This window comes from Bacillus sp. AR13-1 (assembly GCF_008042285.1).
In the GTDB taxonomy this organism is placed as follows: Bacteria; Bacillota; Bacilli; order Bacillales; family Bacillaceae_G; genus Bacillus_A; species Bacillus_A mycoides.
This window is the reverse complement of sequence record NZ_QNUA01000019.1, coordinates 37,189-51,610: the sequence shown is the minus strand read 5'-3', so window position 1 is coordinate 51,610 and position 14,422 is coordinate 37,189. Positions and strand designations below refer to the sequence as shown.

Sequence of the window (14,422 nt, the reverse complement as noted above, 5' to 3'; positions counted from 1 at the left end):
TCTAACAGTTGTAAAGCTTCCATAGCATCTTCTGCCTTTTGAGTTTTCAGACCTTCATTTTCCAAATAAACAGAGATAAGATTTCTAATCTCTTTATCATCATCGACAATAAGAATTTTTGACTTCATATGATTCCTCCATATTTTTTCTCGTATTAAACAGCTAAAGACATAAGCAGGTGAGACATTTCTATCTTCTCTTTTTCTTAAGCTTGCAAACGGAAGACAAGAAATAACATAATGTATATACGTAATATCGTTCTCCCTAATATATTGTTCAATATTTACTACTGATCCATATACAATAAATAAGTTCCCTTTTTCTTTAACTTTTGCTTTTAGTAAAAAAATAAAATTCCTTATTATTTTCCACTAATAAAATAATTGTCTTGAGATTTCTTCTTTTAATTAATTTTTCTGTGAATACACCTGTACTCAGTCCATATTTGACAATGTAATTTACTTTCTTCAAATTAATTCCTTCAATTATTTTGTCTCCAAGAAACCTTAAAATTGGAATGGCTGCACCACTGATTTTTAGTGCATTATATACAGAAATAAGAAAGCGAATTGTTCTCATACCTAATCATCCCACAGGTTTGAACTCATAATCATACTCTAGAGTCCAAACCTTAAGAAAAAGGGGCAAAAGTTCTTAAGAATTCTTAAGCTTTCTACAGCATTTTGTCATAAGAATATATGACGACTCTCGAAATGTTAGCGGTATCCCCAATAACACTTACTATTCGTCAATCCGAAGGACAAAAAGAACTTGTAGGAATCCCTACAAGTTCTTTTTTAAATAATGTAAAAAAGTTAAAACAAACTATCTCATAATTTGAATCGGAGCAAACACTATAACCACGGGTTGATTATAGTATACAAAAAATATTAATATATGACCTTTATATATTTGAAAATTATGTGAATTTAGAAAAGAATAACAAACAATGATCTTGACTCCATAAAAACTCTAATTATACATTTTGAATAAAACACTTTAAATCAACATACATTTCATAATAAATTAGTTAAAATATATGCATAGGTAAATAGAGAAGAATGGTGCATTCTTACAGAAAGACCAATACGTATATTCAATTCATATTTATTATAATAATATGAATTGATAAGTATAGATAGATATAATATGTCAATATGCTTGTATTGCATATATTTCCACGGCGGATTTTGCAAAAAAATGAAAATTGTATATTTTTTACAAAGTGTGAGGTATAATTTTTGTTGAAGAGCAATCTGTAATTCCCATTAAAATATGTGGTAAATTTACATGGGATAAGCATTACATATTTGAAAAGAGATTGTGCACTTAATAAAAGTGTTTTTATCTCTTTTTTTTGGTTCTGGTGCAAAAGTCATTTGATAGAGACATAGAACCTACACAGTTTTTTCGATTCTAGATTAGGATGCTTACAAATCATATTTGGAATCTAATGATATAAGGGTTATCATACCAAATGATCCTCAAAGAGATGTTGTAAACAAGATTATTTATGAGGAGGATCAACTTGAACAAAAAAATTATAAATTTTTCTGTATATTGTACTTTGAATGTCTTTATGTATCTAATGGCATATTTCTTTGTCATAAAACCTGCCATTATTACAGCAACAACTGTGGACTATAATAGGATGAAATTTTTAACTATACTATTTGTACTTACAGTAATTTCAATCCTATATGGCTTTATAATGAAAAAAATTATTCGTCATAATTCCAAGCTCTCGCATTCAATTACAAATGAAAGCATACTGTTTACGTTTAGCCATATTTTTACCGCTTTTATTTTCTTGGCTATAATGTTCATTTAACTCATATATAATGTGTGTTATAAGTGAATTGGGTACGTTACAAGACTAATTGCTTACCCCTAATTGGTGTTATGTAAACTTATATAAATAGCTTATTTAGGGAGCTCGCCACATCGCTATCAAGCTAATATTTTTCGTTTTGGGGAACTACCAATTTCTTAAGTTGATGGCATGTATAATGACCCCAATTAGAACATATTGCTTAATTTTAGAATTCTTATTTGTGTCTAAATAATGAAAAATAATACAGAAATTACATTCTGAAAATTGACTTACTTCTAATTATTCTAACTATTGACTGTTTGCTATAGTCAATTCTATTATAAAATGCAAAAAATGTAGTCAGTGAGTCTGAGAAATGGGGCTTTTCATAGTAAATTGCGTAAAAATGTTACAATGGCTAGTATTGTAATTGAAGTTATATAAAATAGAAATAAGGGGGAAATTCATGAGAAAATTAATGTTTTCATTGGTAGCAACAACTATGAGTATGGGATTAATTTTTGGATCCACACCCGCAAAAGCAGATGTAAGTAGCAGGAACAGTGCATATCAGGATATTGACGAGAGAGTTAAGAAAATGGCGCAGAGTGCTGCGTGGGGGGGACAAGAGTACAGAAGTCATAATATAAAAGATATTGAATTAAAGGGTAATCTTATCGATGGTTCTATGGTTGAAAATTCACAAGTATTAACTGTTTCGTCAGATATTTTAGAAAATAATTTAGGGCATACAGTAAATATGCCTAGCACTGGGTATGAACATGAGTTTGAAGAAACGACTAGTACAACTAATACAAGCGGATGGACATTTGGATATAATTATAACGCAAGTTTTTCGGTATTGATGGTTTCAGCTTCACAAAGTTTTAGTGTTGAATATAACATGTCTACTTCAGATACTCATGAAACAAAGGAGAAAAGAAAATTTACTGTTCCTTCAATAGAAGTTCCAGTTCCTGCTGGAAAAAAATATAAAGTTGAATATGTGTTTGAAAAAGTTAAGGTTTCAGGAAAAAATAAAATTGATGCAAATCTCTACGGTGATGTTACTTATTATTATAATAATCAGCCGATGTCACCACAGCTTTTATATTCAGTACAAGGACTTGCAGCTGATAAGCAAGGATTTGAGAAAGTCATAAGAGATTCAGCTGTAGGGAACGATAGATTTGGAATTAAGACTACAGGTATTGGCCAGTTTAGCACTGAGTTTGGAACACGTCTAACTAGAACTCTTACAGACATTACTGATTCTAGAAATCCAGTAAAACTAGAGGCGAAAAATGTCCCAGTTGAGTTTAAAACACTTTCGACTGACACTAGAGTAATTAAATAAAAGATAATGTCTAATTAATAATCTAATATAAGGCGTTAAAAAAGTTAAGTGCCCCCTTATATTAAACACGTTATTTTATAAGAAAAAATTAAAATTAGATTCGGAATGTATCAAGTACATTATCTTTCTCTTCTTTATTAATACCGATGTATCTTAGAGTAATTTGTGGTGTACTATGATTCAATAATTCTTGAAGCATAGCGATATCCTTTGTTTGTTTATAGAACCAATAGCCGAAGGTTTTGCGCATGGTGTGAGTACCAATGGATTCTACACCGGCAAAATCTCCGGCTTTTTGCAATTTTCGATAAACCTGGATCTTACTAATGGGTGGATCTCCTTTTCTTGAAGGGAATAACCAGGTACTTTTTAAAGTTTCAGCGTATGGAAATATTTCTTCAAAAATAGATGTAATATTTATAATACGTTCTTTTTTTGTTTTTCCTTCTTTCACTTTGAATTCTTTCCGTTTTTTTTCGCTTCAGTTTTAAAATTTCACTCGTTTCCATTTTAAGTAAATCCCTTTTATCTTTCTTTTATATTTCAATATGTGTTGAAATTCTAGCCTATACATAATTGTTCCAATCAAGTATACTTTTAAAATCAAAAAAAGAATCCTTTAAACACTAAGGATTCTTGACCAGAACTTCACAAATATAAACTCGTAACATCTATCTCCGTACAGAGTTTTTAAATAGCATCTTCTTTATTCATTATAGGTGATAGAAGTTGCTGAGGAATAGAATCAAAGTATTCGTCAGATCCACGCCATAATAACTTTATTGATCCCTCATTATAATGTCTAGTACAATATTCTAATTTAATATCATAACCTTTATTCGCTTCTAAGAGAATAGAACTACTTTTATACTCATTACTATATCTATATTCATCTTCATCTTTACTTTCCCAAGCATCAATAAGTATATTGTTATTTATCCATAATCTTATTTTGCCAATTGCCTCAACAGCAAACGAATATTCCCCATCAGTTTCAGGTTTTAATGTACCCGTCCATCGAATAGAACTGGCTGGAATTCGTTCATTATTACGTGACCACTCAAATGATAACTCTGGATCAACTCTTTCGAATTTCTTGTATTCAAATTTATTATCGACATAATATTCACCAAGAAGCCCAGGCACAAGGTCTTTAGGTAAGTACGTTCTAGACCAGTCATTCCGCATAAGTTCTTCCTCGATATGATTTACTATTTCCTCTAATGCGCTGTCTAAAGTTGTAGATTCACCGTGGTTATGAATTGTATATCCAGCAACACGTGTGTAGTTCAAATCTGTATAACTATCGCGAGCGCTATCTCGAAGAGATTGTGTAACTTGTGTAGTACTACCTCCATCACGATCACGATTCATGTATGCGGATGCAAAGTATACGTTATCTTTAAGGCATGCAACTGTAATAGTTGCAATTTCCATTTTATTTGAACGACCATCATGTTCAAATTCTAATGCATACTTAAAATTTTTTGTTTCATATAATTGTGAAGGAAACTTTCTTTTAATATGATCCATAATTATCATCTCCCAGAATTAATAATTACTTATAATTAATATTTTATAATATTTACCTAAAATCTATATTGAGAAATATGGATTGAGATATGCTTCAAAACTTATTTTATTAGAGCGTTATTAAACCCTAGAAAACTAATATTCCGAAATCCATCCCAATATCGTAAATCCGGTTCTGGTGCAAAGATAAAATAAAAGAGAATATAGCGCATATATTTCTAGCGGAATTGTATTTTATGCTGTTAACCCAAACAAGTGATGGATGAATTCTTTTTGATTTTGGACAGACTGATCCTGTAAATCAATCTGTTCTTTTTTAATCATATGCATGGCTTCCACACCACTCAATATAGAAGTTGCAGTTTTAAATGACTTAAACCCCAACATAGGACGCACACGTTTCTTAATAAAACGATGATCTTGTTCCACTATATTATTGAGATATCTAACTTGCCTTATCTTTATGCCTTCGGGCATATGTTTCTCTTTTTTCAACGCTTGAATCGCTACAGGATAGGCAGGGTTTTTATCTACTGTTATCACACGAGGTTTAGAAATATACGAAAAAGCCAAGGCTTTCTTGAAAAAGCGCTTGGCTGCTTGTTTATCTCTTGATTTACTTAGATAAAAATCAATGGTATTCCCTTCTGAATCAACGGCACGATATAAATACATCCATTGCCCTTTCACTTTAATATAGGTTTCATCGACTCTCCATGAATCATTTGTTGATTTAAGATGATGCCGTATTTTCTCTTCTAATTGAGGTCCATATTGATGAACCCATCGCATAATCGTTGTGTGAGCTATGGATAAGCCTCTTTCCTCCATCATTTCCACCAGGTTACGGAAGCTCAAATTGTACCGTAGGTACCACCTTACTGTTAATAAAATTAGTTCCGGCTGATAATGCTTCCATTTGAACAAATTTTCCTTTTCCATACCGATCACACACCTTTTTTAGAGTCATACTATCAGTATGTCCAAGTTTAGGAGATTACTTGCAAGAGCTTTAGAGTTTTTGCACCAGAACCCATATTTCTATATCATAATAAATCACAAAAAAATGTGAGTTTGGGTAAATAGAGAAGAATGGTGCATTCTTACTTATTAATTAGCATTTAAATCGGAATATAATTTACTATTTTTCGATGAATTTATAGTTGTAATGAAATATAATTTTCCAATTAATCTCAAACTAGAAAAGTGTACCTTTTGTAGTATATAAAAAGAAGAATCCAAAATGGACTTTTCTTTTATAAATTTAAATGGGTAAGATTTAGATATGTCAGAGCATTCCTCAAATCATTCTGTAAGTAAATCCCAGAGTGGCACCTCATTCCCTAAATCGTTTCCGTACCCCAATTACAGCAAATATTTTACTGTCCGTAAAGCGTACTCGATTATTACGCTATCGTCCCTCCGTTTTTTTGAATTTAGGTCAAAGTTTTAACTAAATAAATTGTGCCAATAGTTGGTTAAATTTCTCGCGTTCTTCCCAGAAAAGGCCATGACCACTATATTGAAACGGAACAAGCTGTGAATTTCTTATTTTTTCATTTAGTTCTTGAGCTTGTGCAAAGGGAATAACTTTGTCATGAATGCCGTGAACGATTAAAGTAGGAACATTAATTTTCGGAAGATCCGCATGTAGCTTCTCATCTCTTAATGTAGTTATAATAGCAGCTGTCGACCAACTTGCTGCTTGTAGTCCCATTTGCAAAAACCAGTCCGAAAATGGTTTAGTTATATACTGAAAGAAAAAGCCATCTGTTACGTCCTGCATCATTTTAGGTCGATCATTTAAGGTTTCTTTAAGATAGTTATTAGCAGTTTCTGCGGTAAATCCAGTTGGAGCGGCCGCATCAATAAGAACAAGCTTTGATACCCTAAAACCATTGTGACGAGACATATATCGAATTGCGATAGACCCACCGGTAGAGTGACCAACAAGAGTAAAATTGTTTATTTGAAGTGTACCAACTACTGTGCGGATATCATCTGCAAGTCTGTTAAAAGTATAGCCGCTCATTGGTTTATCCGAATTGCCAAATCCCCTCCAGTCTATACCAATACAGCGATAGCCCATAGTAGGAAGAATATTAAACTGATATTCAAACTGTTTATGGCTTAACGGCCAGCCATGTAAAAATACGAGGGTCTTATTTCCCCCAGGGTTAATATCTTCTACATATAAATTCACACCTGACTCTACGGTAACAAAGTATCCCATGAAGATTCCTCCCTAGTTAATATAGTTACAACAATAGATATTCATTTTGGTTAACATAAATGAGTACCAATTCAAGTTATAGGCCAGGGAATCGAAACGGGACGGGCTTTATTGAACTAAACGTGTGTTCGAAAAGGTTTACCTTTTGAAAGGAATAAAACAAAAAGGAACCGGCTATGGTTCCTTTTTGTTTTGCATAATTTTTTATGAAATAACTCATTTTCTTAAAAAATATTTTTCAACGTCTTTGAAAATTGAAATTAGATCTTGAAATTGGCTTGATGACTGTAATTGTTCTTTGATTACTTTGTAGAAAGTATTTTTCATCAGTTCAAATATTGAATAAATTGCCCACTAATTATTTCTCTATTTGCCCATCTGGAATAGGTCTCTTTTATTATTATTGATAACGTTCTTAAAATTAGCTTCTCTTTAACAATCTTTTTTCTCTGATGATTTATGTTTTACTCTATAAGAGAGAGCGGTAACTTGTTGGGAATATTTAAAAGCTTTTTCAGATTTTTCGGAAACCCATTTTGAAACAGGTCTTAGTAAACTATTTATGCTGACAATAAGAATGGTTCCTGTTATAGCTATAAGTAAATAGCCGCTACCTGCTAATGTTCCTACAGCCGCAGAACACCATAAGGTTGCTGCGGTATCCAGTCCTCGAACTGTCAATCCATCTTTCATAATAACTCCAGCACCTAAAAAACCAATCCCGCTTACAATTTGAGAAGCTATTCTTGTAGGTGTATTATCAGTTGGAGTGAGTACACTTAATAGTACAAAAAGTGCAGCACCAACGGAAACAAGTACATTTGTACGTAATCCAGCAATGCAATTGTGCCATTGACGTTCTAAACCAATTATTGCTCCAACAAGTATTGCTACAAGTAACCTGAGTAGAATGTCTAGTTCCATATTTCTGTCTCCTTAATTTCCATCCTTAATGATCATCATGCTCTAAATTGACTTGTTGTAATGGAATCACCTTTGTTTTTTTTATAATTTTATAGCCGAACCAAAATACAAGAAACAGCAGTAAACCAATATAAGTAGCAAGTACTTCATACCAATCGACATGTGACCCTATAATGACTGAATAATTCTGTCCTAAAATAATAATAGTACATATTACAAAAGCTAAAATAGGACCGATAGGATACCACTTTGCTTGATACGGGAGCTTATTTAAATTCTTTCCTTGATGTAAAAAAGCCTGTCGAAAACGATAATGGCTTATAGCAATCCCTAACCATGCAATAAATCCACAAAGTCCCGAAGCATTCAAAAGCCATATAAACGCTTGCCCTTCTCCAAATAAAGAAGCTGCAAACGCTACGATTGCCACAGCCGTTGTCATAAGTAATGCATTAATAGGAACACCTTGTTTATTTACTTTTTTTAAACACTTTGGAGCTTTCCCTTCTCTTGCCATTACCCATAACATTCGGGTTGCAACATACATTCCAGAATTACCAGCTGATAGAACTGATACCAAGATAACTGCATTCATAATAGAAGCTGCAAATGCGAATCCAATTTTCTCAAATACTAGTGTGAAGGGACTCATTGTAATATTACTAATATCATTGTTAACTAGATTCGGATCTGTGTAGGGAACTATGACTCCAATTACGCAAATGGTAAGTATGTAAAATAAGAGAATTCTCCAAAAGATTTGCCGCACAGCTTTTGGAATATGCTTTTCAGGAGCTTTACTTTCTCCAGCTACAATTCCGACCATTTCTGTACCTTGAAAGGAAAACCCCGCAATCATAAACACACTAAAAATAGAAAGAAAACCTCCATGAAAGGGTGCATCTCCAATTGTTAGATTGTGAAATCCAATGGGATTTCCTTTGAAAATTCCAAATATCGTGGCTATTCCTAACATAATAAACACGACTATAGTAATAACTTTTACAAGTGAAAACCAAAACTCCATTTCTCCATAATGTTTCACTGAAAGAATATTAATTCCAAACATAAACAGGATGAATAACGCACTCCAAAGAATAGATGGACTGTATGGAAACCAATATTTCATAAGAATAGCTCCTGATGAAATTTCAACTGCAAGAGTAATAGTCCAGCTAAACCAGTAATTCCAACCAATCGCAAAACCAAATGCAGGATCTACAAATTTAGAAGCATACGTACTAAAAGAACCAGATGTAGGCATATACGCTGCCATCTCTCCCAAGCTGGTCATCAACAGGTAAACAATACACCCCATCAACAAATAAGCTATAATTGCTCCACCAGGTCCTGCTGTATGAATCGTATTTCCGCTTGCTATAAATAACCCAGTCCCAATGCTTCCACCTATAGAAATCATTGTTAAATGTCTCATCCCTAATTCTCTTCTTAATTCAGAAGGCTGGGAATTAGAAGGGAAAGAAAAAAGTGGATTTTTCGTTTTTATGGGTGTCTCTTTCAAGTGCCTCATCCTTTTTTGAATTATTTTCCAGAAAAAGAGTATAAAAAAAGACACCAAAGTTCACCCAGTGTTTTTAAAAGTCACCATAGTATCCCCTCTCGAAACGCTTACGAGGTTAGCTGTCGGATTCGGGCCTTGAGAGTAGCCCTACCTTCATTTAAGAAGGATTCACCCCAAGTGCAATCGCACAAAATTTGGTTCCCCCGCTCCATATGGATTCAGCGAATAGTGATATGAATTTATGTACAATATATTACTCCTATGCCCTCTTGTTTGTAAACAAGAAAATAAACGTTTTTTCAGGGGTGGATTTTTCGCGCTGTACACTTTATTTATAATTTGAATTCTTAAATTAAGTTACATACTTTAAAAAAAGTGAGAATTACAAGTATAGTAATGCATGAAGAAGAGTTTGAATTAAATAAAAATACTGTGCCACATTTTTATCATTTTAGCCAAGAAGACTCCTTCCTCAAGGAACGTGAAGGGCCACAGCCTAGTGAGTAGGTGGGAGATGAATTGGCTTCGGACAAGGGATGGCAAGAGCCCTCTTAATTGTTCGACAGGTAGTAAAGTGTTACTTGACAAATTGTCATGATCATTTTACTATATGCCGAATGTACGTTCGGTGTATAATAGATATATATTGAAATGGAGGTGAAACTTATGATTATCAATAAAGCATATAAATTTCGTATATATCCAAATAAAGCACAAGCAACTCTAATCAATAAAACGATTGGTTGTTCTCGTTTTGTATTCAATCATTTCCTATCTCTATGGGATAATGCATACAAGGAAACAGGAAAAGGTTTGACATATGGTACATGCTCTGCCAAACTCCCTGCCATGAAGAAAGAGTTTGTTTGGCTAAAAGAAGTGGATAGTATTGCGATTCAGTCGTCTGTTCGCAACCTTGCGGATGCTTATACACGCTTTTTCAAAAAACAAAACAGCTCCCCGTGTTTCAAATCTAAGAAGAACAACGTACAATCTTATACCACAAAACAAACAAATGAAAACATTGCTGTTGTAGGCAACAAAATGAAATTGCCAAAACTAGGTCTTGTTCGATTTGCCAAAAGTCGTGAAGTAAAGGGACGTATTTTAAATGCTACGGTTAGAAGGAACCCTTCTGGTAGATACTTTGTGTCATTGTTAGTGGAAACAGAAGTGCAAGAACTCCCGAAAACACTTTCTTACATTGGAATGGATGTAGGGCTAAAAGACTTCGCGATTTTGTCAGATGGAACAACCTATAAAAACCCGAAGTTTTTTCGATCGTTAGAAGAGAAGTTGGCAAAAGTACAGCGTGTTCTTTCTAGAAGAATGAAAGGATCTTCTCGCTGGAATAAACAAAGAATTAAGGTAGCTAGAATTCATGAATATATAATGAATTCTAGAAAAGATTATTTGGACAAAATCTCAACTGAAATCATCAAAAACCACGATGTTATCGGTATAGAAGATTTGCAAGTATCGAATATGTTAAAAAATCATAAGTTAGCAAAAGCAATTAGTGAGGTATCATGGTCACAGTTTCGAACCATGTTGGAATATAAAGCAAAATGGTACGGCAAACAAGTCATTGTCGTATCGAAAACATTTGCTTCAAGCCAATTATGTTCTTGTTGTGGATATCAAAACAAAGACGTTAAAAATCTAAACCTACGTAAATGGGAATGCCCTTCTTGTAGTACACATCATGATAGGGATATTAACGCAAGTATCAATCTAAAGAATGAAGCGATAAGACTTCTAACCGCAAGGACTGCGGAGATAGCCTAATAAATTAGAGTTCGATAGAACTCTTTACTTAGGAATCCCCCACTTCTAAACGAAGTGAAAGTGGGGGTAGTTCAATTGGATGATATATTGCTCATACGACCATCATGCGCTAGATTCATCAGTATAGTCTTGAATTAAATGAGAGAGTATGGCGTCAGTTTAAACCAACCAATGATTCTTGGTGAGTTGATGAGACGTATGTGAAAGTTAGAGGTCAATGGATGTAAATAGATACTTTCGTTTTAGTATCAGTAATAGTATATAAAATATCAAAACTGAAAGAATGTTAAAGGTGAAAAATGAAAAAAATAATAGCAATCGTATCGATTTTTTTGGTGGGAATTATTGCGTGAAGTATTGCTGATAAAGAAGATTCATTTGGTATTAAAAGCTGGATGACATCAGAATATTATGTTCAAATTAATGGAGATGGGCAAGAAAAAACGACTGAAGTTGATGATGGTACAAAAGCAAAAGAAAAGTTGGATAAAAAAAACTAATTACATAGAGGTCACCATACAGTGGTCTGCCCCCCATTTGTCAATTCAAATGGGGCAGACCTATTTTTTTCGTTAGCTTGATAGCGATGGGGCATGTACACACCCCACATTTTTATGTTCTTTCTTACTTTTCAAAATAAGCCGCACCAAAGTTTTCATTAAATCTCTTACACCATATAGAAACCGAACCATATGTACTTATATCTATCCCTTCAGGAATTTCATAGTTTTGGTCTCCTTTGTTTCCCTTTAACTTTCCTAATTCAATATACCGATGGTTGTTAACGTCTTCATTATCTTTCAAACGATTCGTAGGAACTAATACAACTCGAACATCTGGCCCGTTAGAAGTTGAAAAATTGAAAAGTCGTAAAATACGTTTTCCATTCGCTAATTGATGGATTGTTGCTGTTCCAGTTGTTTCATGGACACCATTTTGAAACTGACCTTCACTTATTACTCGTTCTTGTTGTTGTTTTGTTTCGTTTGATTGTATTTCTGTTTGTGGCAATGCTTCATTCACTTGCTTATCAATAAATAATTTCTCGGGGCGGAACAAAGACCATAAAATTCCTCCGACAATTATAAAACCTCCTATAATCAATACATGTTTTCTTTTTATAAAATAAAAAACCTCCTGTAACATACTGTATAGTAGTATGTTAACAAGGAAGTCTTTCATTTCTATAATATAAGTATTACAAAAGTCTTTCAGCGGTCTTATTTTTTTCTGATGTGATGGGAAGAGTAAACCAAAATTCACTTCCCTGTTTGCCATCTAAGCGATTTCTCACACCAATTTCTCCTTTATGCATTTCAATCAATGATTTTGCAATGGCTAATCCGAGTCCGGATCCACCAGATTGTGAACTTCTTGATTTATCCGTTCTAAAAAAACGATCAAATATGCGTAATTGGTCATTTGGAGTAATTCCTTCTCCTTCATCGCGCAAAATGAATTGGACTTGTTGCTTTTTTTTATTTTCCTTTACAATCAATTCGATTGTTCCAGAAACAGGGGAATACCGAATCGCATTATCTAACAAATTACTGATGACCCGTGCTATTTTACACGGCATAATTAAAAGTCGAGGTAATGTATCAGGAACCTGCAATTGTAAATCGATCTGTTTGTTTGCTAATAAGAAAGAATGTGACTCTAGTACATCTAAAAGAATTTTGTCCATATGTGTAAAACTTGGATGAAAATCTACTTGTCCAATTTCTAACTTTGAAAGGTCAAATAAGTCATTAATTAATCCACTTAATCGATTTATTTCTTTTAAGGTCGTCTCTAAGTACTGCTTTCTCGTTTCAGGATCTTCAATTAAGTTATCTTGTAATGCTTCTATCATCAATTGTATGCTAGCCATAGGCGTTCGTAAGTCGTGTGAAATATTCGTAATCAGCTCCTTACGTGCCTTTTCCCCTTCTTCTAACTTAGTAAACCCTTCTTCTAAATTTTTAGCCATCCGTTGAAAGGCTGTTGTTAATTCTTTAAACTCCCGTGGTTCTTTTCCAATTATGTACATCGTTTCAAATTGTCTATCGCTAAATTGTTTCGTTAGTTCAATTAAATTTTGAATGGACCTCATGATAGGGCGTGTCATTAACCAGTAAATAAACGTTGAAATAATCAGTCCGACAACCGCAATTACTGTTAATAGCCGTGTTTGTTCTGGTTCAAGTAACATTTGCGTTTCACTATACCATATAGCAATTACCAAGATACTGGTACTTAATAAATTCATCACTAACAATTGAATACGTAAACTCATGTTTCATTTCCTCCATTTGGCTCAAAGCGATATCCTATTCCCCAAACCGTATGAATCCAACGATTCTTTGTCGTATGCTTTTCCAGCTTGTCACGTAAACGACTCACTAACACGGTTACTGTGTTTGTACCCCCTTCATGTTCAAAATCCCAAATAAGTTCAAGAAGTTGCGAACGGGAAAACACTTGTTTTGGATGCTGTGCCATGACATAAAGTACCTCGAATTCTTTCACAGTTAATTCCACGTTATTTTCACAAACGAGTACAAACCTTGTCTTTGGATAAATTTTTAAATCTGGAAATTCTATCACTTCTGATAGATATTCTTTTGCTTGTATCGTTACCTGGCTGCCTCTTCTTAATATAATTTGAACCCTTAATACTAATTCACGAGGTGAAAATGGTTTTGTTACATAATCATCTGCACCCATTGTTAAGCCTAAAATTCGATTTCTTTCCTCTCCCTTAGCAGTTAACATAATAATAGGAACATTTGATTGTTGACGAATTTCCTCGCATAATTCCCATCCATCTTTTCTGGGCATCATCAAATCTAAAATAATCAAATCTGGTTGATATTGATGAAATACATCCCAGCCTTCCATTCCATTGATAGCTGTATATACTTCATATCCTTCTCTCTCTAGGTACCGTTTGCATACTTCTCGAATGTTTTCTTCATCTTCTACGATTAAAATTCTTTTTTTCATATATAATCCTCTCTTCTTTTTTACCAATCACAAAAGAAATGTTTCTCTTATTTACTTTAATCTAATAAATCTATGGAATCTGGATATACAGTTGCTATAACTGACAGTACTGCTAAGTTAGAATCCATTGCCCTGGTCTTATATTCACTAAAAATTATTAAAAGTGATTCTATAATACAGATGGTCATTTTAACATTTTGCTACTTGTATGACTAGATAAGTTCTGTTTATGTACCATCCTAAAAGAATAATTACGGGGGGGGG

General features: G+C 33.5%; 12 protein-coding genes, 3 pseudogenes and 1 riboswitch. Of the genes and pseudogenes, 4 read left to right on the top strand and 11 right to left on the bottom strand.

Going from position 1 to position 14,422, the window contains the following annotated elements; translation table 11 throughout:
* Both DN408_RS16055 and DN408_RS16050 read right to left on the bottom strand, forming a co-directional pair.
* Window positions 1-128, bottom strand: a pseudogene (locus tag DN408_RS16055) (response regulator); the annotation flags it as partial.
* Between the two features lie 196 nt (window positions 129-324).
* Window positions 325-579, bottom strand: coding sequence for a ribose ABC transporter ATP-binding protein (locus tag DN408_RS16050; RefSeq protein WP_078179310.1), 255 nt, complete (start codon window positions 577-579; stop codon window positions 325-327).
* Window positions 580-1,528: 949 nt separating this feature from the next.
* On the opposite strand from DN408_RS16050, the gene DN408_RS32035 reads away from it, so the two are divergent.
* Together DN408_RS32035 and DN408_RS16040 are read left to right on the top strand one after the other, a co-directional pair.
* The gene (locus DN408_RS32035) at window positions 1,529-1,831 is read left to right on the top strand and encodes an NADH dehydrogenase (protein ID WP_078179249.1); all 303 of its coding nucleotides are present in this window, start codon (window positions 1,529-1,531) and stop codon (window positions 1,829-1,831) included.
* A 448-nt stretch (window positions 1,832-2,279) separates the two neighbouring features.
* Window positions 2,280-3,170 carry an ETX/MTX2 family pore-forming toxin gene (locus DN408_RS16040; RefSeq protein WP_016093764.1) on the top strand — a complete coding sequence of 297 codons (891 nt, stop codon included), beginning with the start codon at window positions 2,280-2,282 and terminating at the stop codon, window positions 3,168-3,170.
* A 94-nt stretch (window positions 3,171-3,264) separates the two neighbouring features.
* Here DN408_RS16040 and DN408_RS16035 read toward each other — a convergent pair.
* From DN408_RS16035 to DN408_RS16010, 6 genes and pseudogenes are all read right to left on the bottom strand, one after another.
* Window positions 3,265-3,691, bottom strand: a pseudogene (locus DN408_RS16035) (tyrosine-type recombinase/integrase); the annotation flags it as partial.
* A gap of 169 nt (window positions 3,692-3,860) precedes the next feature.
* Window positions 3,861-4,703: a PA14 domain-containing protein gene (locus DN408_RS16030; RefSeq protein ID WP_179957900.1), complete on the bottom strand. Its 843-nt coding sequence runs from the start codon at window positions 4,701-4,703 to the stop codon at window positions 3,861-3,863.
* 234 nt (window positions 4,704-4,937) lie between these two features.
* Window positions 4,938-5,645 carry an IS6 family transposase gene (locus DN408_RS16025; RefSeq protein WP_078178658.1) on the bottom strand — a complete coding sequence of 236 codons (708 nt, stop codon included), beginning with the start codon at window positions 5,643-5,645 and terminating at the stop codon, window positions 4,938-4,940.
* 511 nt (window positions 5,646-6,156) lie between these two features.
* Window positions 6,157-6,936 carry an alpha/beta fold hydrolase gene (locus tag DN408_RS16020; protein WP_078178659.1) on the bottom strand — a complete coding sequence of 260 codons (780 nt, stop codon included), beginning with the start codon at window positions 6,934-6,936 and terminating at the stop codon, window positions 6,157-6,159.
* Window positions 6,937-7,368: 432 nt separating this feature from the next.
* Window positions 7,369-7,860 carry an MgtC/SapB family protein gene (locus tag DN408_RS16015; RefSeq protein WP_078178660.1) on the bottom strand — a complete coding sequence of 164 codons (492 nt, stop codon included), beginning with the start codon at window positions 7,858-7,860 and terminating at the stop codon, window positions 7,369-7,371.
* Window positions 7,861-7,885: 25 nt separating this feature from the next.
* The gene (locus tag DN408_RS16010; RefSeq protein WP_078178661.1) at window positions 7,886-9,382 is read right to left on the bottom strand and encodes an amino acid permease; all 1,497 of its coding nucleotides are present in this window, start codon (window positions 9,380-9,382) and stop codon (window positions 7,886-7,888) included.
* Window positions 9,383-9,470: 88 nt separating this feature from the next.
* Window positions 9,471-9,616: riboswitch (cyclic di-AMP (ydaO/yuaA leader) on the bottom strand.
* Between the two features lie 432 nt (window positions 9,617-10,048).
* Between DN408_RS16010 and tnpB the strand changes: the two genes are divergently transcribed.
* Together tnpB and DN408_RS32620 are read left to right on the top strand one after the other, a co-directional pair.
* Window positions 10,049-11,170 (top strand): IS200/IS605 family element RNA-guided endonuclease TnpB, encoded by a 1,122-nt coding sequence (tnpB, locus tag DN408_RS16005; protein WP_041867962.1) that lies wholly within the window; start codon window positions 10,049-10,051, stop codon window positions 11,168-11,170.
* 86 nt (window positions 11,171-11,256) lie between these two features.
* Window positions 11,257-11,352, top strand: a pseudogene (locus DN408_RS32620) (IS6 family transposase); the annotation flags it as partial.
* A gap of 442 nt (window positions 11,353-11,794) precedes the next feature.
* Here the strand turns inward: DN408_RS32620 and DN408_RS15995 are convergent.
* From DN408_RS15995 to DN408_RS15985, 3 genes are all read right to left on the bottom strand, one after another.
* The gene (locus DN408_RS15995) at window positions 11,795-12,292 is read right to left on the bottom strand and encodes a DM13 domain-containing protein (protein ID WP_078178671.1); all 498 of its coding nucleotides are present in this window, start codon (window positions 12,290-12,292) and stop codon (window positions 11,795-11,797) included.
* 76 nt (window positions 12,293-12,368) lie between these two features.
* Window positions 12,369-13,448 carry a sensor histidine kinase gene (locus DN408_RS15990; RefSeq protein WP_078178662.1) on the bottom strand — a complete coding sequence of 360 codons (1,080 nt, stop codon included), beginning with the start codon at window positions 13,446-13,448 and terminating at the stop codon, window positions 12,369-12,371.
* A complete protein-coding gene (locus DN408_RS15985; RefSeq protein ID WP_078178663.1) occupies window positions 13,445-14,158 on the bottom strand; it encodes a response regulator transcription factor in 714 nt (237 codons plus the stop codon). Before DN408_RS15985 ends, DN408_RS15990 begins: the two co-directional genes overlap by 4 nt.
* Between the last annotated feature and the right edge of the window lie 264 nt (window positions 14,159-14,422).